Here is a 19,097-nt window from a genome sequence, read left to right as displayed (position 1 = left end):
AAAAGATGAATATGGCATTGTGGGAGCAATTAGCGTTGGGCGCGGTAGCGTTATTGGTTATTTTTTGGTTTAGACCGGGTATTAAAGCGGCGCTTAAACAAAGTGAAGAGGCGGAAAAGGACTGGGCTGGTATTTTGTTACCCATAGCGGCTGTTATTTTATTTGTTATTTTTTTAGTGCTGACCAGCTAAGGGTGAAAATGTTCGATGTTTGATCGAGTAGTTAGCCGTTATTAGGTCTGTTAAGGGACATGCAGATGGCTTTGTATATAACAAGGCATAAGTAGATGCCTCAAATAAGAATAGGTTTTTATGCTTGGCTTGAACACAATAAAACCGAGTGTATTAAACCAATAGACGGTTAATTTGTTAGCATGTCGTTATTATTAGATCAGGTTATATAGTTAATGAATCAAGAAGAAGCAAGAGCAGCAGAACTCATCAGTAAAACTCAAATTAAACGAGAAGCGGATGATTTGGTGGCGCTAGGGAAAAGGATTGCGGATTTGTCGCAAGATCAATTCGATGGCATGCCATTAACGGATGACTTAAGACAAGCCATTGTTGTGGCCAGAAAATTATCTAAAGGCGGGGCGATAAAACGGCAATTTAAGTATATTGGAAAATTGTTACGCAGTACTGATGTTGAAGGGATTAACCAAGCCATTGAACGACAGCTCGATAAAGACAGGGCAGCGACAGCTCGCTTACATATGATAGAGCAATGGCGAGATAAGTTAGTCGAGCAAGGAGATGCAGCATTGAGCGAATTCTTAGTGAATTACCCACAGGCGGATCGCCAACACATTAGGCAGCTTCAACGAAAAGCGAATCAAGAATTGGAAAAACAAAAGCCGCCAGCTGCTGCACGGAAAATATTTCAGTATATAAAGGAACTGTCGGTTAATGATTAAGAAGCTGTTCAGTTAAGTTCGCTTATAGTGTCCAGATGTTTATAAATAAGGAGAGGGTTATGTTAGCTAAAAGATCAACAATGGGTGTTTTGGTGTTGCTTTTTTTATTCTCGATTACAGCCGTGCATGCGGCTAAACCAGAGGGCGAGTTTGTAGGCAAGGCCGAACACAGTGAATCCTTTTGGGAGCGCTGGTTTGGTCGCTCTGAGAAGCTGGATAAAAAGGAGCTCGACGACACGCTAGGCAGTAAAAAAGAAAAACAGAAGCAAAATAAAGATAAAGAAAAAACGAAACATTATTTTACTGAGTCAGAACGTTCTTATATAAAAGATTATTATCGCCGTGATGGTGATGATAAAGCCGATAAAAAGTATAAAAAAAATAAGGACAAACAGGTACCTTATGGTTTGCAAAAGAAATTAGATCGTGGTGGTCAGTTGCCTCCAGGTTGGGAGGCAAAAGTAGCCCGCGGAGAAGTGTTGGATAGCGATATTTTACGATACTCAGAACGTATCCCGCATGAGTTGGCCAGACGACTGCCTACGATACGTGATGGTGAAGAAGTCCGTCGAGTAGGTAATAAAGTGGTACGGGTTTTAGAAGGAAACGGTACAGTTATTGACGTGATTGATCTAGCAGACGTTCTGCTTCGTTAATAAATATTTCTAGTGTCTGGTCGTTATTACAACGGCCAGACGATTAGAATAAGGGGGACAGAGATCAGCGTGATAATAATTTCCAAGGGTAGTCCCATTCGCCAATAATCCCCAAATTGATAACCGCCGGGCCCCATTACAAGTGTATTGGATTGATGCCCAATAGGTGTTAAAAAAGCGCAAGAGGCACCAATGGCAACGGCCATTAGAAAGGGGTCTATATTCACGCCAAGTTGATTTGCAATGCCAACAGAAATAGGGGCCATTACTAGCGCAGTGGCAGCATTGTTGATAATGTCGGATAAAAACATTGTGGTTACTAGAATCAGCGTTAAAACCATGTAGATGGGTAACCCTTCAGTGATACTAACGATGCTACTGGCAACCAGCTCGGTAGCGCCTGTGCTTTCTAAGGCGCGACCAACCGGAATCATGCCACCAAGTAAAATAATAATTGGCCAATCGACATCGCGATAAACGTCTTTGCCAGGCAAAAACCCCATGATGGAATATACAAGAATGGCTAAGATAAAGGCTCCTGCCATTGGCAAAATATTGATTGCACCGAGAATAATCGCGCCAATAAATATTGCCAAAGCTATCAAAACCCGGCGGTGTTGCCCAATTTGAATGCCACGTTCGGCGAGCGGTAATAGATTGAGCCCTGTGAGCATGTCGTTAATTAAACCTTTTTGGTATTGTAGCAATAGGACGTCACCGGCCTGAAAGGTATTGTTGCGTAGGCGTTTGCGAACCACAGATCCTTCTTGAGCAAGGCCGATAACAGCAACTGAATTAGCGGTTCGGCGACGTAAATAAGAAACATCTCGGCCAACCAGCGGAGAAGTGGCGGTAATAACACACTCGGTCAGTGCGAGGTCGCCCTCGGTTAAATTATCAAATGTTTTTCCGGTTGCTGTTTGAAATTCTAAGTGTGAATCAGCAAATTTGCTCTGCAAGGTTAACGGGTCGCCTCGAAGGATTAAGATATCGTTTTCTTTAAGCTTATAATTTGGGTTCGTATTAAGCGCAAAATAGTGACCACGAGCAACGCCAACAATGCCAATATCGTTAATTTGAAGGTCTTCAACTTCATTAACAGCAAGGCCAATTAAGGGGCTTTCTGGCATCACCTTCGCTTCGGTTAAGTAACTACTGACTTCAAATAGCTTTTCGGGCTGATTTTCTTCAAATCGTTTTTTTGGTATTAACCGCCAGCCAATTAAGGTAATAAAGGTGACGCCAATGACAGCGATAACGGAGCCAATCGGTGAGAAATCAAACATACTAAAAGCGGTTCCAGTAATGTCAGCACGATAATTTGCAATGATAATATTGGGTGGCGTACCAATCATCGTACTCATGCCGCCTAAAATACTACCAAACGCCAAGGGCATTAAAACCATCGCGGGTGATCGGCCGTGCTCTTTAGCGGTGGCAATGGCAACTGGTAGTAATAAAGCAAGCGCGCCAACATTATTCATAAAGGCAGAAAAAAAGGTGACAAGAGCCGTTAATAAGGCAATATGAATGATGGCGTTACCAGTGTGGGGTAATAAGTAGGAGGCCACAACATCAACAACGCCGGCATTCTTGAGTGCTTGGCTGATAATCAACACAGCGGCAACGGTAATAACAGCTGTGTGCCCAAAGCCTGCAAACGCCTCATTAGGGGTAACAAGGCCAAATAATAGAACAGCAGTCATGGCTGTTAACGCAACAATGTCATATCGCCATCGTCCCCAAGCGAATAAAGCAAGGGTTACCGTTAAGATGGCGAATATTATGCTTTGATCATGGTTCATATTCTTTTAAAAGTAAGTTTTTGGCTTGGTTGATTTGACTCGCTAAGGTTTCGGAACCGCCTTTGTCGGGGTGTACTTTCTGCATGAGTCGTTTATGTGCTGCAATAATGTCTTTTCTTGAAGCGCCGGGCTTTAAGCCCAGCATAGTGAGGGCTTGTTGTTGATTCATTGCTTGCGCTGAAGGCGGTGGGGTGTTGCCCTGAGCTTTGCTTTTAGTGGATTTTATTAATTTAGCCACACCAAGCAGGCGTAAAATATTGGGCAACTGCTTTGCAATAAGTGGAATGGCGGAGCCAATAAAGGCAAAGATAATATTTAGTTTGCCGGTGACAGCAAGAAAGATAAGCCCGAGACCTAACAACAACCAAAGTGATTTTCGAATAGTGGCAGCAACGGTTTCAGCGGGGGTGTTGAGGAACCATCGGACGAGATAGATGGCACCTAAAGCAACGGCAATAACTAAGAGCAGGCGAATCATACGAGCGGTAAATTTATTTGTAGCATTATTTTATTAATTCACGGTATTTCTTCTAATTTTGTCTAAGCTTACTGTGTGCGAAACGAAAATAGAAATAAAATCTCAAAACAAATCCAAGAACTGCCGGAGGATGCAAGACGGTTTTGTTTTCTAATTGAAAATATAGATGAGTTTGAGGCGCAGAACTGGCTGACTCAAATTAGTTTGGTTTTGCCAAGAATTCACGCCGTTATGGAAGTAATCGATCATGCAAATAATAGGGCGGAATGCTTTTTTGCATTATCTGATATTGATGAGCGCTTCGAGCTTTTCTGCCACCTTAAAAAATCATTAGGCGAGAAAGACGGTTATGAAGTAGGTGAGGAGTTAATCCATAACGAACTGTATGGAAGCCTGTCTGAAGATTTGGCCGACCTTTACTTCGAGATTAAACGGGGCTTAGATATTATTAATTGCGGCCAAGAGAACTTATCTGTTGCTTTGAACCTATGGCGTGATGGGTTCTTTCTTCATTGGGGGCAGCATTTGATCGATGCTGAGCGACATTTGTATCATTTACGCGTCCACCATCAAATATAAAGCTGTTGGATGGGTTAGTTGTAGTAAGTGCTTGCTTACTTTTAGTCACGTTGGCGGTGTTTGAGAGATTGTCGTATCCAAATAATAACCCCGGTAAAAGCTAAAAATATAAGAATAACTGCGATTAAATCAAACAATAAAACCCCGTAGGCTCCAAAAAAACGGCCACTATGTATGTCTAGCATAAAGGTTTCCAGTGAAATAATGTTTGATTTATAGCGTTGGTTGATGGCCTTAAGTGCAGTCTTTGATAAAGGTTCTTGGCTGGCCCAGTGTAGCTGTTCGTCAACGGTAGTTTTTTGAAAACTCAATGCCTCAGTGAGTCGATAAATTTGATCGTTTGCAAGCAAGTGTATTTGCTGATCACTAGTAGACCCTATGCGATTAATATTAGCGGGGACTCCGTTGAGAGTGCCCAATGTTTCAACGAGCTGGTTGTCTGCGTCAATCAGCAGTACCGTATTGGTTAATGCAATAAGTAAAAAATCATTAAATTCAATGGCACCAGCTAACATGCTGTCTATTGCCATAGCCTCATTCGAATTGATGAATAATAAATCATCGGCCTGTGTGACGGTATATTGCTTTGTTTTGAATTGTCGGGTCCAAGTAGGCGCTTGGATGTTGTAACTGTCTAATAGAAAATTAGAGCTAAGGTGTTTTTTTTTTAGCGCCAAATCATCGGTGTGGTTTAACGCAATACCGCTGAGGCTAATAAAGATGACAAACACAGCAGCTAAGAGCCCCGTGTAGCGATGCCAAAGGTATAAGGAACTAAATTTTTTTCGGCGATACCTTTTGTTGCCCATGATTTAAAGTTGTTGTTCGAGGTAAAGGGCTATTCTAGCGACTTTTTTTAGGGCTCGTACGGATAAAGTGGCACCAGAGATGCCATCGATATGTTTATCAAGTTGTTGATCTTGGTTGATGCCAACATTATCGAATTGGCGAGTAAAGAACGTGTGTTTAACTTCCCAGCCTCGTGATTCTCTAAAGGTTAATACTTTGAGTTGTTGTATTTTTCCACTCTCAATGACGACACCGATAGTAATGGGTTTTTCTTTGCCAACTTCGTCAAGTATCCACGCTGTTTTTTCGCCATCTTGCCAATATTTTACGCGGATAAACGAAGGCTTATGTTGCAAAAACTGAGTGATGACTTCTTTCTTATCTTTCGTTAGCCAAACCGATGATAAAGGGGGGGTGTTGCCTTCAAACACTTGATTGAGGAAAGCCTCAGGGGTCTGATAGACCCCTTTGGCGATGGCTGCTTGAAAGAAAAAAGCAGCGGCAAATAATAAGGCAATCCTTTTCATGGGTTTTTAAGTAGACCGATTAAAACTGATAGCCGATGCCGAGGTTAAGTCCATTTTGCTCTTTACCATCATCATTATTTTGGTATTGATAGTCGGCTTTAATGACAACATCTTCATGTGGCCAGTAGTTTATACCAACGTCCCATTGTTCCTTTTCAGTATCTTTAGCGGTGCCAGAGTTGCTACCTGCATAATTATCCCATTGGTTGAATCGAGCAAATATACCAAATTTTTCAGATAAACGGAGAGATGGCTCAACGTAGAAACCTTCTTGTTTGTCAGCGCCGACTGCTTCAACAGCGTAACCATCAATATCCCAAGCAGCATATAGAGCCTTGACAGTGAAGGGGCCAGTAGACCAAATAGCATGGGTTTCAATTAAGTTACCGCTTTCTAGGCCTGCTACTAAGCCTTGACCCATGTTTTGTTGGTGTTGAGCTGATACTGCAAGTTCAAGACCTGGGATGCCAGTGTACTTAATACGTGCGGTAGCAGCCGGATCATTCGCTTTTGCTTTGCTAACTTTTTGACGACCGCTGCGGATACTGAAACCATTATCAACATTAAGGCCAGAATGGATATAAGCGTCATAGCTAAAGCCTGCGCCTAGTTCACCATGAGCACCTGCACCTGCTGCCCACCAAGTTGCTGGGATAATGTTTTTTTCGATGGGGTTACGTTCTGTGCCGTAAAAAGTAGGTGGCTCATGAGTTTCGTTGATAATACCGACAGGTAGTAAAAATGAACCGGCACGTGCGGTGTGGTTATCATTGAGGTCGAAGTCTATATACGCTTGTTCTAGTTGAACTTGACCGTCTTTGCCGTCTCCTGAAAGGCTATATTCAAGCTCTAATTCTGAGAAAAAACGAATATCATCGGTAAACTCATGGCCAAAAAATAGAACAAAACGGTGGAAGTCAATTTCATCTTTATCACTAGCACCACCTTTGCCTGAAAGGTTGTTGTAATGTAATTCACCATAACCGCCAATGCTGGTTTTGTCTGCCCAATCAGCTAGTTTTTGGATACCACTGGCACTGTCAGCAATAGATTCTGTCGCGATAACAGCAGCTTCTACCTTGTCGTTGGTTGTGGCAACAGCATCTCGCAATTGGGAGTTTTCTTGTTCTAATTGTTTATTTTTTGCTTCCAGTGCATCGAGCCTCTTAGCAAGGTCTTCAAGCGTTAATGCCGATGCCTGTGGGGCAGCAAGAACCCCCAACAAAAGCGCTAAGCTACCTGACTTTTTAATACTGTTTTTCATGATAATCTTTTCTCTTAGAAAGTTAAAAATTAGGGTGAGAGGGAATCTTAATACGAATCATTCTCATTAGCAACCAAATAATTCTCTGCTTTAATAATTAACAGGCGGTTTGATGTCATTTCTCGTATAATGATGGGGTATAAATATATTTATAAGGAGTTAACGATGGGTGCAGCAGGTTCATTTAATTCAGTTTTATCGGCAGCGGATATCAATATTAGCGAGGCAGCTGGTGAAAAGCTTTCCGAGTTATTCGCAGAGGTGGGTGATGAAATGGATGCCATTCGTATTTTCGTATCAGGTGGTGGTTGTAGTGGCATGTCATATGGCATGACATTTTCTGATGAAAAAACACCTTATGATAGCGTATTAGATTCGGGTGATTATAAGGTGTATGTGGATTCAGTGGCCTTGAATTATATGCGTGGCGTTGAGATTGATTTTATTGATAAAGGCATGGGCGAAGCGAGTTTTGTTTTCAACAATGTGTTTGCGGCAACAGGCGGTTCAGGCGGCTGTGGTTCATGCGGCTCTTCTAGTGGCGGTTGCAGATAAAAAACAGTCGGTCGTTTAAAGCTTAGAGGTGCCGCTTAGTTTTTAACGTTGTATCTGTTTTTTTATAAAGCGGCGCTGATTCTTATTAAAAAACCTAAAGCTAGGCTTTAGGTTTTTTTTATGTTGGCTTCGAACTCGCTGCAACTTGTACGTTGGGCGGCTGGTTTTTACTGAGGGGTATCAAGGCTATAGGTTGTTTAATGCAGCCTATAGAAAGTTAGATAACGATATAAAAAATAGCCATTTCTCAGTCTCGGGGTTAAGAGTGAATCTTATGAGTTTTTAGGCGGTGTCGTAGCCTCATGAAAACCAGCTGGAACATGCCCCATTTCACCTTCATTGAAGAAAAAGCCTTTCATGTGTTTCTCAATCACTTGAATGCTTTCCACATCCGCGGTACTTAAACCATTTTCATTGATAATCATTGATAAGCGCTCGAGCCATAATGCCCAGCCTTCTTTGGATACGTTTGCCAGAATGCGTTCACCTAGCTCACCTGGATGGGGAGCACTGTCTAAGGCTTCGGATTCGGTTTTAAGGACGACACATTGAACGGTGTTAGTCATAAATAGGCTCTGGAGTTAATTTGAAAAAGATTATACAAGGCTTAATACGGAAGTGCAGGTCTAAAAAGGTTTAACTGTCGCCAAAATTACAATGCCAACCAAAAATAACACGGGTAATTCATTCATCCAACGAAAGTACACGTGGCCATGTTTATTACGATCGTGCTTAAAATCAAGTAGCCACTTGCCACAATAAACATGGTAAATACACAGTAATGCAATTAATGTTAATTTTACATGCAGCCAACCCGATTGGCCAAACGCAGCCCAGGCATAGTCTGTCAGCATTAAGATGCCAAAAAGGAGGGTAAGGACCAGCCCCGGTGTCATGATGCCAAAGTATAATTTTCGTTCCATCAGTTTGAAACGCTTGTTGCTGGTCTCATCATCGCTCATGGCGTGATAGACAAATAAGCGAGGCAGGTAGAATAGGCCAGCAAACCAGGTGACCATGAATATCATATGTAGCGCTTTGTACCACATTAGCTTTTAGCCAATAATTTATCGAGCTGTTTTCGCATCTTTTCCTCATCGAACAGCCCAAGCTTGTGTAAGGCGATAGTTGAATCGGGTGCGACTAAAAAGGTAGTCGGTGTTAAACGAACATTACCAAAAGCTTTCGCGACATCGCCTTTCGGGTCTAAAGCAATAGTGTATGGAAGAGACTTCGCCTGTGTCATCGCGATAACATGCTCTGGGCGATCATGCTTCATAGCAATAGCGATAATAGACACACCTTTATCAGCATAATCTGCATGGATCGCTTTTAAATGAGGTATTTCTTTAATACAGCTAGGGCAATCGGTGGCCCAAAACGTGATTAAAGCAGGTTTGCCATGGAGTGAGGTGGTGGCAATTTCTTCTCCGTTTATGGTGCTTATTGAAATGTCAGGAACCTGATTGATGGCGCCGCTATTGAAATACACCAAACCGGCAAAACCAATCAGTAACATGGCTAATATAAATTGGAAGGATTTATTTTTGTTCATTGGGTTTTGCACTAAGGTAGTTTTGAGTTAACCCTTGATATAAGGCTATAGGGCAAATTAGTTTAGATGTTCCGTTGGCAATAAAAGCTGTAGCCATCATTGGCAATAATAAATCATGTGAGTTAGTCATCTCCATAATAATGACAAAGGATGTTAACGGTGCTTGTAACATGCCTGAAAAATAACCTGTCATGCCTAAAAGAATGACAACTGAGACAGGGGCAATTGGCAGCCACTCAGCTAGGTTGGCTCCAATGCCTGCGCCAACCGAAAGGGATGGTACAAAAATACCAGCAGGAATGCCAATAAAAAAGGTGGCTATACTGGCGAGCATTCGCATCAAAGGGTATTCAGATGACATGCTTTGCGCATTGAATAGATAGTTTTTAGTTTCTTGGTAGCCCGTCCCTGCAGTTGCACCCTCAGACAGGTAGTTAAGAATAGAAATAATGATGCCGCAAATAAAGGCAATTTTAAGGGGTGATAAGTAGTTTATAGATTTTAAAAAAGGCCCGCCTTTAAGAAGGATTAAACTAAAAAGGCCGCCCATAAACCCAGTAGCAATACCGCAGACAGGAATGATGAGCCAAGCTTTTCCCCAAGGAAAGGATGTTGGATAGTTGTCCAAAAACACATATTGCCCATGGAGAATTAAGGCCGTAGCACCGGCAAAAATAACGGCAGTGATAATGAGCCCACTGGTTTTCTCCTCAAGTGAGCGCCCCATTTCTTCGATGGCAAATACAATGCCAGCCAATGGGACACTAAAAAGTGCTGCAAAACCGGCGGAGCTGCCAGCTAAAATGAGTCCGCGTTCTAAATAATGAGGTCCAAAGTTAGCAAACCGCCCAAAGTAAGTCATCAAGGCGGCGCCAATGTGTATAGCTGGCCCACCTAAACCAACAGAAGCGCCGGCAAAAATACCGCCAATACTAAGGAATAGTTTACCAACAAGGATTCGAAAGCTAAGTAGTGGTTTGTTAAGGCCGGCTTCTGAAGGTTCAAGCGCTGCTTTAACTTGCGGGACACCGCTACGTTCTGAGCCAGGAAAAAAAGTAAAGGTGACCCAAGCAAGAAAAGTAAGGAGGATAGGTGTAAATAAAAAGCTGTAGATCAAGTATTTTTGATGCAGCTCTCTAAATAATGTGCTGACCAATTCACTTCCGAAAGTTAAAGCGACCGATGACAAGCCTACAAAAATAGCGCCTAACCAGAAAACAAGGTGAGTTTTCCAAGCAGAGAAAAGCGTAAAAATTTGCTGAACGTTGGGGTTTGCCATTCGACTAAGTATATCAGACGATGCTAGTGTAAAATGTGCTGATAATAAGGATTAATATAAAGAGGCAGAAGTGTGATAAAAGCAGGTATTGTAGGTGGAACGGGTTATACCGGTGTGGAGTTGCTCCGGTTGCTAGCGATGCATCCACAGGTGGATGTCCAGGTAGTAACATCGCGGGCCGAAAAGGGTTTGCGTGTTGATGCTGTGTACCCAAATTTACGCGGGTTTAATGATTTATGCTTTGTTGCCCCGGTTGTTGAAAATTTAACAGCATGCGATGTTGTGTTTTTTGCAACACCTAATGCGACAGCTATGACGATGGCGAAAGAGTTATTGGCTGCTGATGTCAAACTAATAGATTTATCAGCTGATTTTAGGTTGAAAGATGTTACGGTTTGGGAAAAGTGGTATGGCGCTAAACATGCTTGCCCAGAACTACTTGAGCAGGCAGTGTATGGCTTGCCTGAAACAAATCGAGAGTTGATTAAACATGCAGATTTGGTAGCTAACCCTGGCTGCTATCCAACGGCTACGCAGTTAGGTTTTTTACCGCTTCTTAAGGCAAATGTTATTGAAAGCTCAATGTTGATTGCCGATGCGAAATCAGGCGTGAGTGGAGCTGGTCGTTCTGCCAGTGTTGTCGGTTTAATGAGTGAAAGTGGTGAAAGTTTTAAAGCATACGGTGTTCCGGGGCACCGACATTTACCTGAAATTTCTCAAGAATTGAGTCAGCTGTCTGCATCACCGGTTTCGCTAACATTTACACCTCATTTAGTGCCAATGATTCGAGGGATACATGCCACGTTGTATGCGCCGCTAAAAGAAACGGGGATTAACTTGCAAGATTTGTTTGAGACGTTTTATGCTGATGAGCCCTTTGTCGATGTATTACCTAGTGGTGCGCATCCGGATACAGGTGATGTCCGTGGCACAAACCGTTGTCAAATCGCTGTACATCAGCCTCAAGGTGGGCAGGTTGTTACCGTATTGTCGGTGATTGATAATTTAGTGAAAGGGGCTTCAGGGCAAGCTGTTCATAATATGAACATTATGTTTGGCTTGGATGAAAAAACGGGCCTAGATCAAGTAGGTTTATACCCCTAATATAGTATAGGTGCTTTTAATGGTTCGTCACCAATGTCCACACCCGTATCATCAAACGCAGCGCAGGCGGTTAATCGAAAAAACGGCGTTGTTTATTGTTATTGTGCTGCTGGTATTGTTTTTTGTTTTAGGGCGACTATCGGTTAAAGATGTTAAACAATATCAAGCCGATAATGCTCGATTAAAAGAATCTGTTGTTAAGTTAACGAAGGCAAACAAAGCTCTTGTGAAACGGCTCGACTTTATTGAAAGCTCGAAGGTAATCGATGCGCAGTCTCAAAAAGATGCAAGAAAATCATTGGTTAAGCTGCACGAAGAATTAAGCGATACAAAGGAGCAGTTGGCTTTTTATCAGCGGGTTGTCGCACCAGAAACGTTAATTAAGGGGCTATATATTGATAGTTTTGATATCAGGCCGCTCGATGAAAAAGGTGGTTATGACTATGAACTAGTGTTGGCCCAAGGCACGAGCCAGAAACAAGTGATTAAAGGCCAATATACGTTTTCAATAGTAGGTGACTGGCAGGGGGAAGAAAAGGAGTTCCTGCTAGAGGATTTGTCTATAGAAGGATTGAAGTCTGGTAATTTTTCTTTTAGGTATTATGAGTTGCTAACAGGTGAAATTAAGTTACCGATTGGATTTATACCTAAGACAGTAAGCATGATTATTAACCGCTCGAAAAAAGGCTCCAAGCCAATGCAGGAGCAGTGGCTTTGGCGAGAGGTCGTTAGTGGCTAAAGGTTGAGAATTAGGAGCTAACGCCTATCTGGGATAGACTAGTATGCTAAATTAAAGAAATAAAGTTAGAGGTTGAAAGAATGTTTTCTTCAAATACAAAAAAACTGAAAGAGATTAATACCACTAATGTATCCACTATTATTGGGGAGGGTACGGTTGTTCAAGGAGATATTATTTACACTGGTGGGCTGCATATTGATGGTCGCGTTGTCGGAAATGTATCGGCGGAAAACGGTTCAACTGCAACGCTTACGTTGAGTAAGCTGGGTGCTATACATGGGAATGTTAATGTTCCTATAGTCGTTCTTGATGGAGAGGTTCAAGGTGATGTGATAGCGTCCGAAAGGGTGCAAATGATTGCTAATTCTCGAGTGACAGGCAATGTTCAATATAACTTAATTGAAATGGAAGTAGGGGCAGAGGTGAATGGTCAACTCGTGCGCCAGCAAGATGCGGCTTCCAATATAACAGCTATCGGTTTGCAAGAAGAACCTGTGCAAGACGAACTTTCTTAATAGAAAGTGTACTAACCGTATAGTGAATAAATTTTAAATAAAGAGGCTCTAAATATGACAACATTTGTTGCAGAAGCGGATATTAATTTCACAGACAGTGCGGCACAAAAAGTGGCTGAGCTGATTAAAGAAGAAGGTAACCCCGAGTTGAAACTTCGGGTATATATTTCTGGTGGTGGTTGCTCGGGTTTTCAATACGGTTTCACCTTTGATGAAACCATGGCTGAAGATGACTTTGGCATAGAAAAAGATGGTGTCGTTGTAGTGATAGACCCAATGAGTTACCAGTACCTTGAAAAAGCAGAAGTTGATTATAAAGAAGACCTACAAGGTTCGCAGTTTGTTATTCGTAACCCAAATGCAACAACAACTTGTGGTTGCGGCTCATCATTTGCAGCATAGAAACCAGTTGCTTTATTAGTTACTAAGTTATTCAGTTTAAGCGGGGTAAATAGAGCCCAAAATAACGGCTTTATCGGCCCCGGTAACCGATGGCAGGTTACCAGTTTTCCCCTCAAGCGCCCGTTTAGCAAGCCATGCAAAGGCACTGGCCTCTACCCAATCAGGGTGAAGGCCGTGAGCCTCCGTTGAATCAATAGGTAGCTCAATTAAATGGCGAAGCCTTGTCATTAAATAGTCATTATGTACGCCGCCGCCGCAAACTAAGACGTTATCAACGCCTGGGAGTTGCGTTAGGCTTTTTGCAATACACTGGGCCGTTAATTCGCATAAGGACGTCAGCGTGTCGATCGTACTGCCGGGGTGTCGCTCTATGTGTGAAGCCAGCCAGTTAAGGTTGAAATATTCAGGCCCTGTGCTTTTAGGGTAAGGTCTTGCGAAGTATGGATCGTCCATCATGCTGTTGAGAAGGGGGGTATTAATACGCCCAGTTTTGGATAACTGTCCGCAATGGTCATAGGGTCTTTCAAAGTGCTGCTGACACCATTGGTTCATTAGTGTGTTTCCAGGGCCGCAATCAAATCCAATAATAATGTTAGTTTGGTCTTTATTAAGATAGCTGACGTTCGAAATACCACCAATATTGATAATCGCTTGATTATCGTGCGCTGATTGAAAAATAGCTTGGTGAAAAGTAGGCACTAGCGGAGCGCCCTGACCACCTGCTGCAATATCGCGTCGTCTAAAGTCTGCCACAACAGTAATTCCGGTTTCTTCAGCAATACGGTTGGCATCACCAATTTGCAGAGTAAAAGGCGGGGTGCTATTAGGGCTATGGTGTATCGTCTGTCCGTGTGAGCCAATAGCAACGATGTCGTGAGGGCTTAGGCTTGTATTGTGTAGCGTGTCTTGCACGCATTGAGCGTAGAATTTGCCAAGCTGGGCATCTAATGTCCCGAGTGCCTCATAAGAGATGTGAGTTTGCCCGCAGGCGGCTGTTATATCGGCTAATAATACAGCTGGGTATGGCTTATAGTAACTTGAGAAAAGACTTAGCTTGTCATTGCTAAAATCAACAATAGCAATGTCGACACCATCTAAACTGGTGCCTGACATGATGCCGATATACAGTTGTTTCACGCTGTTTTATTTAAGTGCTAACTGAGTCTTTTTTGCGAGCGCTAATTGCGCTAAAAGAGGAGATGTCTGATTTTTGAATTCAGCCAGCAAGTTTTTATTGATTGGTTCAGCCGCGGGGAATTTAGTAGTTAAAGGATTCCGGTGAACGCCATTAACTCTAAGCTCATAATGCAGGTGTGGTCCGGTTACTAACCCTGACATTCCAACATAACCGACGATTTGCCCTTGTTTGATGTGTGAGCCTTTTTTGTAACGACCATATTTAGACATATGTGCATAAAGTGAGCTGTATTTTTGTCCATGTTGAACGATTACGACGCGGCCATAACCGCCCTTTATACCACGGAAGATGATTTTGCCGTCCCCAGTAGAACGGATAGGTGTGCCTGTGGAGGCCGCGTAGTCAACACCCTTATGTGCGCGAATCCTATTCAAAACGGGGTGTTTTCTACGCAAATTGAAATGTGAGCTAACTCTTGCAAAATCGATAGGGTTGCGCAAAAAGGTTTTACGCATGCTCTTTCCGTCAGGAGAAAAATATTCAGTATTGCCGTCTTTATCAGTAAAGCGAACAGCTTGATATTTGTTACCGCGGTTTATAAATTCAGCGGCTAAGATAGGGCCATTTTCAATACGCTTCCCATTGATGGATTTGGATTCATACAGCAGGCTGAATGAATCCCCCTGTCTTAAGCCTTGAGTGAAATCAATGTCCCAGCCGAAAATATTAGCAAGCTCCATGATTGTTTTATCAGACACCCCAACTTGTTTGGCATCATAAAAAAGTGAGTTATTGATATCTGCGGATGCTACAGCGTGAGAAACTTCCACTGGTTTTTCAATAACCGTTGCAGCAAAGTCATTATCAATGGTTTCAATGCGAAGGGTTTTTATTTGGTCGAGGTCGTATTCCAAAGAAACGCACTCGCCATCTGCATTTTGTGCGAAACGTAGTGTTTGCCCCGGTCGAATCTTTTTTAAAGCCTGTGTTTGTTCGCCAAGCTGAATAATATTATGTAGAGTGGTGGCTGAGTAATTCAGGTGGTTAAATATTTTAGCCAAACTGTCGCCGGGCTTAATGGTGTACTCTTTCCATGAGATTTTTTCTGAAGAGCCTGTAATTTTGGCAGTGTTTGTTGGAGCAGTTAACGGCGCGGTTTTATGCTTAACAATTGATAAAGTAGGCGCAGAAAAATCGTCTGATGATCTCTCTGGTAAATCAATAGAGACTACATGTTGATTGTTAGTTGGCTTGGTAGATAAGCTGGCCTGATTGGGATCAGTAGCATTTTTGAAATAAAGCGCAATGCCCAGCATAACTATTGTAGTCAGCAGCATGGTGATAAGACGTGCTTTTTTGCTGTTATAGCGACGAGGGCTTATCGGTGTTTTAAAATCACGATTTATTAAGCTAGATTTCATCATAAAAAGGTTAGTGTTAAGGGTTATGTAAAAACAAAAAAAGCTATAAAAAGCGTAAGCTTAGACATTGTATAGCAAGTAAAGTGAAAAGTATAAAGCCCAATTGTGACACGAGTAACCCTTTCATTGAAAGTAATGAAATTGTGACCGGAAAGAACGTCCTACAGAGTCAGTCTGGGTGAGAAAAAGTTGATTTATATTTGATATGCAGTATCTTGCGCCTTTTATACTATATATAGGGAAGATGTGTGAGTGAAGCTATAAAATTGCAATTAGCGCAGCTAAAGCGCGGATCTGATGAAATATTGGTAGAGTCAGATTTTGATAAAAAAGTAGCCTCGGGCAAAAAGTTAAGAATAAAAGCTGGTTTTGACCCTACGGCCCCAGACCTGCATTTGGGCCACACGGTACTTATTAATAAGCTAAAACAGTTTCAAGATGCTGGGCATCATATATTGTTTCTTATTGGCGATTTTACTGGCATGATTGGCGACCCAACGGGGAAGTCAGCAACGCGGCCGCCGTTGACCAAAGAAGAAGTCATACAAAATGCGGCTTCCTATACCGAGCAAGTTTTCAAGATTCTAGATCCTGACAAAACCGAGGTAGTGTTTAACTCAACATGGATGTCAGAATTTAATGCAGTAGATTTAATTCAATTAGCAGCCAAGCATACTGTCGCGAGAATGCTAGAGCGAGATGATTTTAATAAACGCTATACCGGTGGTAAGCCTATTGCTATACACGAATTTATATACCCATTAATACAAGGGTATGACTCAGTAGCATTAAAATCGGATGTTGAACTCGGTGGAACAGACCAAAAATTTAACTTATTAGTGGGTCGCCAGCTGCAAGAAACATATGGTCAATCGCCACAAGTGGTGATGACAATGCCAATCTTAGAAGGATTGGACGGCGTACAAAAGATGTCAAAATCACTGGGTAACTATATAGGCATCAATGAGGCGCCGAACGATATGTTCGGCAAGATCATGTCCATTTCTGACAGTTTGATGTGGCGTTATTTCGAATTGCTTAGTTTTAGGGAGATGGATGAAATTAATGAATGGAAAGCCCAGTGCGAAGCGGGTAAAGAAAATCCAAAAAACATAAAAGTTAAATTGGCGTTAGAAATAGTTGAGCGTTTTAACGATGAATCATTAGCAAAAAGCGCACAACAAGAGTTTGAATCTCGATTTAAACATGGCCAGCTTCCAGAAGACATAGAAAGGATAACTATAACAAGTGCAGGCGAGCTATTATTGGCTAATGTTATGAAGGATGCAGGGCTAACAAAAAGCACATCGGAGTCCTACCGCATGATAAAGCAGGGGGCAGTAAGAGTTAACGAGCAGAAGATTAATGATAAAGGTACGATGCTTGGGTTGGGAGAGGAGCACTTAGTGCAGGTAGGGAAAAGGAAATTCGCAAAGATAACAATAGCTTAGTAAATAAAGTTGAAATAAGCGTTGACCAATGAAATTAGGTCCCTATAATACGCAGCTCTTCTAGCAAAGCAGCCGAATCATTAAGCTGAAAAGCAAAGAAGAACAGTAAAAAGATCCAGATATTTATTAACGAAAAAAGTTAACAAATAATTTGCAAAACGAAAGCAAATGGATATAATAGCTGGCCCGGTTCAGACCAAGTTTGAATCAGCTCTTTAAAAATTTATCAAGTAATTTGTGTGGACACTTGTGTTGATTGTTTAAGTTATTTAAAAAATAATCAATATAGGTTGAACACACTTAAGTTTTAAAATTTAAGTAATACGTTTAATTCTATATTGAGCAAGATCTAGACCTCCTTTTAAGAGGTCGAAAAATATAAACTGAAGAGTTTGATCATGGCTCAGATTGAACGCTGGCGGCATGCCTAACACATGCAAGTCGAACGGAAACGATGCTAGCTTGCTAGCAGGCGTCGAGTGGCGGACGGGTGAGTAATGCATAGGAATCTACCTAATAGTGGGGGACAACCTGGTGAAAACCAGGCTAATACCGCATAATCCCTACGGGGCAAAGCAGGGGACCTTCGGGCCTTGCGCTAATAGATGAGCCTATGTCGGATTAGCTAGTTGGTGAGGTAATGGCTCACCAAGGCAACGATCCGTAGCTGGTTTGAGAGGATGATCAGCCACACTGGGACTGAGACACGGCCCAGACTCCTACGGGAGGCAGCAGTGGGGAATATTGCACAATGGAGGAAACTCTGATGCAGCAATGCCGCGTGTGTGAAGAAGGCCTTAGGGTTGTAAAGCACTTTCAGTAGGGAGGAAAAGTTTAAGGTTAATAACCTTAGGCCCTGACGTTACCTACAGAAGAAGCACCGGCTAACTCCGTGCCAGCAGCCGCGGTAATACGGAGGGTGCAAGCGTTAATCGGAATTACTGGGCGTAAAGCGCGCGTAGGCGGTTAAACAAGTCAGATGTGAAAGCCCCGGGCTCAACCTGGGAACTGCATTTGAAACTGTTTAGCTAGAGTGTGGTAGAGGAGAGTGGAATTTCAGGTGTAGCGGTGAAATGCGTAGATATCTGAAGGAACACCAGTGGCGAAGGCGGCTCTCTGGACCAACACTGACGCTGAGGTGCGAAAGCGTGGGTAGCAAACGGGATTAGATACCCCGGTAGTCCACGCCGTAAACGATGTCAACTAACTGTTGGGCGGGTTTCCGCTTAGTGGTGCAGCTAACGCAATAAGTTGACCGCCTGGGGAGTACGGCCGCAAGGCTAAAACTCAAATGAATTGACGGGGGCCCGCACAAGCGGTGGAGCATGTGGTTTAATTCGATGCAACGCGAAGAACCTTACCTACCCTTGACATACAGAGAACTTTCTAGAGATAGATTGGTGCCTTCGGGAACTCTGATACAGGTGCTGCATGGCTGTCGTCAGCTCGTGTCGTGAGATGTTGGGTTAAGTCCCGTAACGAGCGCAACCCTTATCCTTAGTTGCTACCATTTAGTTGGGCACTCTAAGGAGACTGCCGGTGATAAACCGGAGGAAGGTGGGGACGACGTCAAGTCATCATGGCCCTTATGGGTAGGGCTACACACGTGCTACAATGGCCGGTACAGAGGGCCGCAAACTCGCGAGAGTAAGCTAATCCCTTAAAGCCGGTCCTAGTCCGGATTGCAGTCTGCAACTCGACTGCATGAAGCTGGAATCGCTAGTAATCGCGGATCAGAATGCCGCGGTGAATTCGTTCCCGGGCCTTGTACACACCGCCCGTCACACCATGGGAGTGGGTTGCAAAAGAAGTGGGTAGGCTAACCTTCGGGAGGCCGCTCACCACTTTGTGATTCATGACTGGGGTGAAGTCGTAACAAGGTAGCCCTAGGGGAACCTGGGGCTGGATCACCTCCTTTCTATAACAT

21 protein-coding genes and 1 rRNA gene are annotated in these 19,097 nt (G+C 42.9%); 11 read left to right on the top strand and 11 right to left on the bottom strand.

Annotation, left to right across the window (positions count from 1 at the left end; all coding sequences use genetic code 11):
* The first annotated feature begins 5 nt into the window (after positions 1 to 5).
* The 3 genes from CYCME_RS11850 to CYCME_RS11840 all read left to right on the top strand — a co-directional run bounded on the left by CYCME_RS11850 (position 6) and on the right by CYCME_RS11840 (position 1,569).
* Positions 6 to 191 carry a hypothetical protein gene (locus CYCME_RS11850; RefSeq protein ID WP_015005051.1) on the top strand — a complete coding sequence of 62 codons (186 nt, stop codon included), beginning with the start codon at positions 6 to 8 and terminating at the stop codon, positions 189 to 191.
* A 215-nt stretch (positions 192 to 406) separates the two neighbouring features.
* The gene (yjgA, locus tag CYCME_RS11845) at positions 407 to 913 is read left to right on the top strand and encodes a ribosome biogenesis factor YjgA (protein WP_020933166.1); all 507 of its coding nucleotides are present in this window, start codon (positions 407 to 409) and stop codon (positions 911 to 913) included.
* Positions 914 to 972: 59 nt separating this feature from the next.
* On the top strand, positions 973 to 1,569 hold the full coding sequence (locus tag CYCME_RS11840; protein WP_020933165.1) for a hypothetical protein: 597 nt from the start codon (positions 973 to 975) through the stop codon (positions 1,567 to 1,569).
* Between the two features lie 26 nt (positions 1,570 to 1,595).
* Here CYCME_RS11840 and CYCME_RS11835 read toward each other — a convergent pair whose 3' ends face one another.
* Entirely contained in the window at positions 1,596 to 3,374 is a 1,779-nt protein-coding gene (locus CYCME_RS11835; protein WP_015005054.1) for an SLC13 family permease, read from the bottom strand.
* A complete protein-coding gene (locus tag CYCME_RS11830; RefSeq protein WP_020933164.1) occupies positions 3,364 to 3,852 on the bottom strand; it encodes a DnaJ domain-containing protein in 489 nt (162 codons plus the stop codon). The genes CYCME_RS11835 and CYCME_RS11830 overlap by 11 nt, the downstream gene beginning before the upstream one ends.
* A 75-nt stretch (positions 3,853 to 3,927) precedes the next feature.
* On the opposite strand from CYCME_RS11830, the gene CYCME_RS11825 reads away from it, so the two are divergent.
* Positions 3,928 to 4,431: a DUF5063 domain-containing protein gene (locus CYCME_RS11825; protein WP_015005056.1), complete on the top strand. Its 504-nt coding sequence runs from the start codon at positions 3,928 to 3,930 to the stop codon at positions 4,429 to 4,431.
* Positions 4,432 to 4,472: 41 nt separating this feature from the next.
* Here the strand turns inward: CYCME_RS11825 and CYCME_RS11820 are convergent, their stop codons facing one another.
* From CYCME_RS11820 to CYCME_RS11810, 3 genes are read right to left on the bottom strand one after another with little or no spacing between them, the layout of a single operon-like run.
* Positions 4,473 to 5,240: a PepSY-associated TM helix domain-containing protein gene (locus tag CYCME_RS11820; protein ID WP_020933163.1), complete on the bottom strand. Its 768-nt coding sequence runs from the start codon at positions 5,238 to 5,240 to the stop codon at positions 4,473 to 4,475.
* Positions 5,241 to 5,243: 3 nt separating this feature from the next.
* Positions 5,244 to 5,747, bottom strand: coding sequence for an FMN-binding protein (locus CYCME_RS11815; RefSeq protein WP_015005058.1), 504 nt, complete (start codon positions 5,745 to 5,747; stop codon positions 5,244 to 5,246).
* Positions 5,748 to 5,766: 19 nt separating this feature from the next.
* On the bottom strand, positions 5,767 to 7,011 hold the full coding sequence (locus CYCME_RS11810) for a porin (protein WP_020933162.1): 1,245 nt from the start codon (positions 7,009 to 7,011) through the stop codon (positions 5,767 to 5,769).
* 165 nt (positions 7,012 to 7,176) lie between these two features.
* Here CYCME_RS11810 and CYCME_RS11805 point away from each other — a divergent pair, with 165 nt between their 5' ends.
* Positions 7,177 to 7,566, top strand: a complete 390-nt coding sequence (locus CYCME_RS11805) for a HesB/IscA family protein (protein WP_020933161.1) — start codon at positions 7,177 to 7,179, stop codon at positions 7,564 to 7,566.
* A gap of 272 nt (positions 7,567 to 7,838) precedes the next feature.
* Here CYCME_RS11805 and CYCME_RS11800 read toward each other — a convergent pair whose 3' ends face one another.
* From CYCME_RS11800 to CYCME_RS11785, 4 genes are read right to left on the bottom strand one after another with little or no spacing between them, the layout of a single operon-like run.
* Positions 7,839 to 8,132 (bottom strand): oxidative damage protection protein, encoded by a 294-nt coding sequence (locus CYCME_RS11800; RefSeq protein WP_015005061.1) that lies wholly within the window; start codon positions 8,130 to 8,132, stop codon positions 7,839 to 7,841.
* A gap of 60 nt (positions 8,133 to 8,192) precedes the next feature.
* On the bottom strand, positions 8,193 to 8,615 hold the full coding sequence (gene hemJ, locus CYCME_RS11795; RefSeq protein WP_016390441.1) for a protoporphyrinogen oxidase HemJ: 423 nt from the start codon (positions 8,613 to 8,615) through the stop codon (positions 8,193 to 8,195).
* Entirely contained in the window at positions 8,615 to 9,121 is a 507-nt protein-coding gene (locus tag CYCME_RS11790) for a TlpA family protein disulfide reductase (protein WP_020933160.1), read from the bottom strand. Before CYCME_RS11790 ends, hemJ begins: the two co-directional genes overlap by 1 nt.
* Entirely contained in the window at positions 9,108 to 10,400 is a 1,293-nt protein-coding gene (locus CYCME_RS11785) for a chloride channel protein (protein ID WP_015005064.1), read from the bottom strand. The genes CYCME_RS11790 and CYCME_RS11785 overlap by 14 nt, the downstream gene beginning before the upstream one ends.
* Before the next feature lie 72 nt (positions 10,401 to 10,472).
* Between CYCME_RS11785 and argC the strand changes: the two genes are divergently transcribed.
* The 4 genes from argC to erpA all read left to right on the top strand — a co-directional run bounded on the left by argC (position 10,473) and on the right by erpA (position 13,160).
* On the top strand, positions 10,473 to 11,504 hold the full coding sequence (gene argC, locus CYCME_RS11780; protein ID WP_015005065.1) for an N-acetyl-gamma-glutamyl-phosphate reductase: 1,032 nt from the start codon (positions 10,473 to 10,475) through the stop codon (positions 11,502 to 11,504).
* 19 nt (positions 11,505 to 11,523) lie between these two features.
* Positions 11,524 to 12,243 (top strand): DUF6776 family protein, encoded by a 720-nt coding sequence (locus tag CYCME_RS11775; RefSeq protein WP_020933159.1) that lies wholly within the window; start codon positions 11,524 to 11,526, stop codon positions 12,241 to 12,243.
* Between the two features lie 80 nt (positions 12,244 to 12,323).
* Positions 12,324 to 12,758 (top strand): bactofilin family protein, encoded by a 435-nt coding sequence (locus CYCME_RS11770; protein ID WP_020933158.1) that lies wholly within the window; start codon positions 12,324 to 12,326, stop codon positions 12,756 to 12,758.
* Between the two features lie 54 nt (positions 12,759 to 12,812).
* On the top strand, positions 12,813 to 13,160 hold the full coding sequence (gene erpA / locus CYCME_RS11765) for an iron-sulfur cluster insertion protein ErpA (protein ID WP_015005068.1): 348 nt from the start codon (positions 12,813 to 12,815) through the stop codon (positions 13,158 to 13,160).
* A gap of 36 nt (positions 13,161 to 13,196) precedes the next feature.
* Here erpA and CYCME_RS11760 read toward each other — a convergent pair whose 3' ends face one another.
* Positions 13,197 to 14,297 (bottom strand): anhydro-N-acetylmuramic acid kinase, encoded by a 1,101-nt coding sequence (locus CYCME_RS11760; RefSeq protein ID WP_081651254.1) that lies wholly within the window; start codon positions 14,295 to 14,297, stop codon positions 13,197 to 13,199.
* 6 nt (positions 14,298 to 14,303) lie between these two features.
* A complete protein-coding gene (locus CYCME_RS11755; protein ID WP_015005070.1) occupies positions 14,304 to 15,722 on the bottom strand; it encodes an OapA family protein in 1,419 nt (472 codons plus the stop codon).
* A gap of 245 nt (positions 15,723 to 15,967) precedes the next feature.
* Between CYCME_RS11755 and tyrS the strand changes: the two genes are divergently transcribed.
* Positions 15,968 to 17,170 (top strand): tyrosine--tRNA ligase, encoded by a 1,203-nt coding sequence (gene tyrS, locus CYCME_RS11750; protein WP_015005071.1) that lies wholly within the window; start codon positions 15,968 to 15,970, stop codon positions 17,168 to 17,170.
* A 380-nt stretch (positions 17,171 to 17,550) separates the two neighbouring features.
* A 16S ribosomal RNA gene (locus CYCME_RS11745) occupies positions 17,551 to 19,088 on the top strand.
* Positions 19,089 to 19,097 lie beyond the last annotated feature (9 nt).

The sequence above is a fragment of the Cycloclasticus zancles 78-ME genome (assembly GCF_000442595.1).
Lineage (GTDB): Bacteria > Pseudomonadota > Gammaproteobacteria > Methylococcales > Cycloclasticaceae > Cycloclasticus > Cycloclasticus pugetii.
Note: the sequence above shows the minus strand (reverse complement) of the source record. Positions and strands in the feature narration are given on the sequence as shown.